1 protein-coding gene is annotated in these 566 nt (G+C 45.5%); it reads right to left on the bottom strand.

What is annotated here, in order from left to right; all coding sequences use genetic code 11:
• Window positions 1-301: patatin-like phospholipase family protein (locus tag FDX22_RS24575; RefSeq protein WP_186805467.1), on the bottom strand; the 301-nt coding region annotated here is incomplete at its 3' end.
• Window positions 302-566 lie beyond the last annotated feature (265 nt).

The raw sequence follows: 566 nt of genomic DNA, 5'->3' as shown, positions 1-566 counted from the left end.
AAGTGATGTTTTTCCAAATGCCGACGTCAAAAATCTCATCGCCGTCCTGAAGATAGAAGTTGACGGCTTCCTGTGCGGAAAATTTGGGGTTTCCTGTCGCGTCGGGACACACATAGGCAGAACAGAGGATGGCACCAGTACTGGTGCCTGCAACTAAATCGAAATAATCAGCGATTCTTGCTGTTGGCTTTTTTGCTCTTTCTTGTAACTTTTTCTCCAGTGCGACTAATAGCATACCTGGCAGGATGCCTCTGATGCCACCGCCATCAATAGACAGTATTCTCNGTATTCTCATCGCCATTTTGACTTCCCCTCAGTGTATGAAACATGAAAGCGGAGGACTACATGTGGAAGTGCCTGCGTTTAAATATAGACAGGTTTTCGGCGGTCTTTCCTTAATGAGAATGAGGGATCTTCATGCCGCCATTACTGTACTTTCTCGCCGGTAAGTGGCTTAATGGCGACCACGTAGTTTCTTATTTCATTCACAGTTAACAGGTCTGTTATTGATGAATAACCTCCATCGACTCGCCTTTTTATGGAAGCGTCTGTCTGCTGTGATGATC

The organism is Citrobacter sp. TBCS-14 (genome assembly GCF_005280805.1).
GTDB classification, from domain to species: Bacteria; Pseudomonadota; Gammaproteobacteria; order Enterobacterales; family Enterobacteriaceae; genus Citrobacter; species Citrobacter gillenii.
The sequence above is the reverse complement of the archived record's forward strand: the minus strand, read 5'-3'. Positions and strand labels throughout refer to the sequence as shown.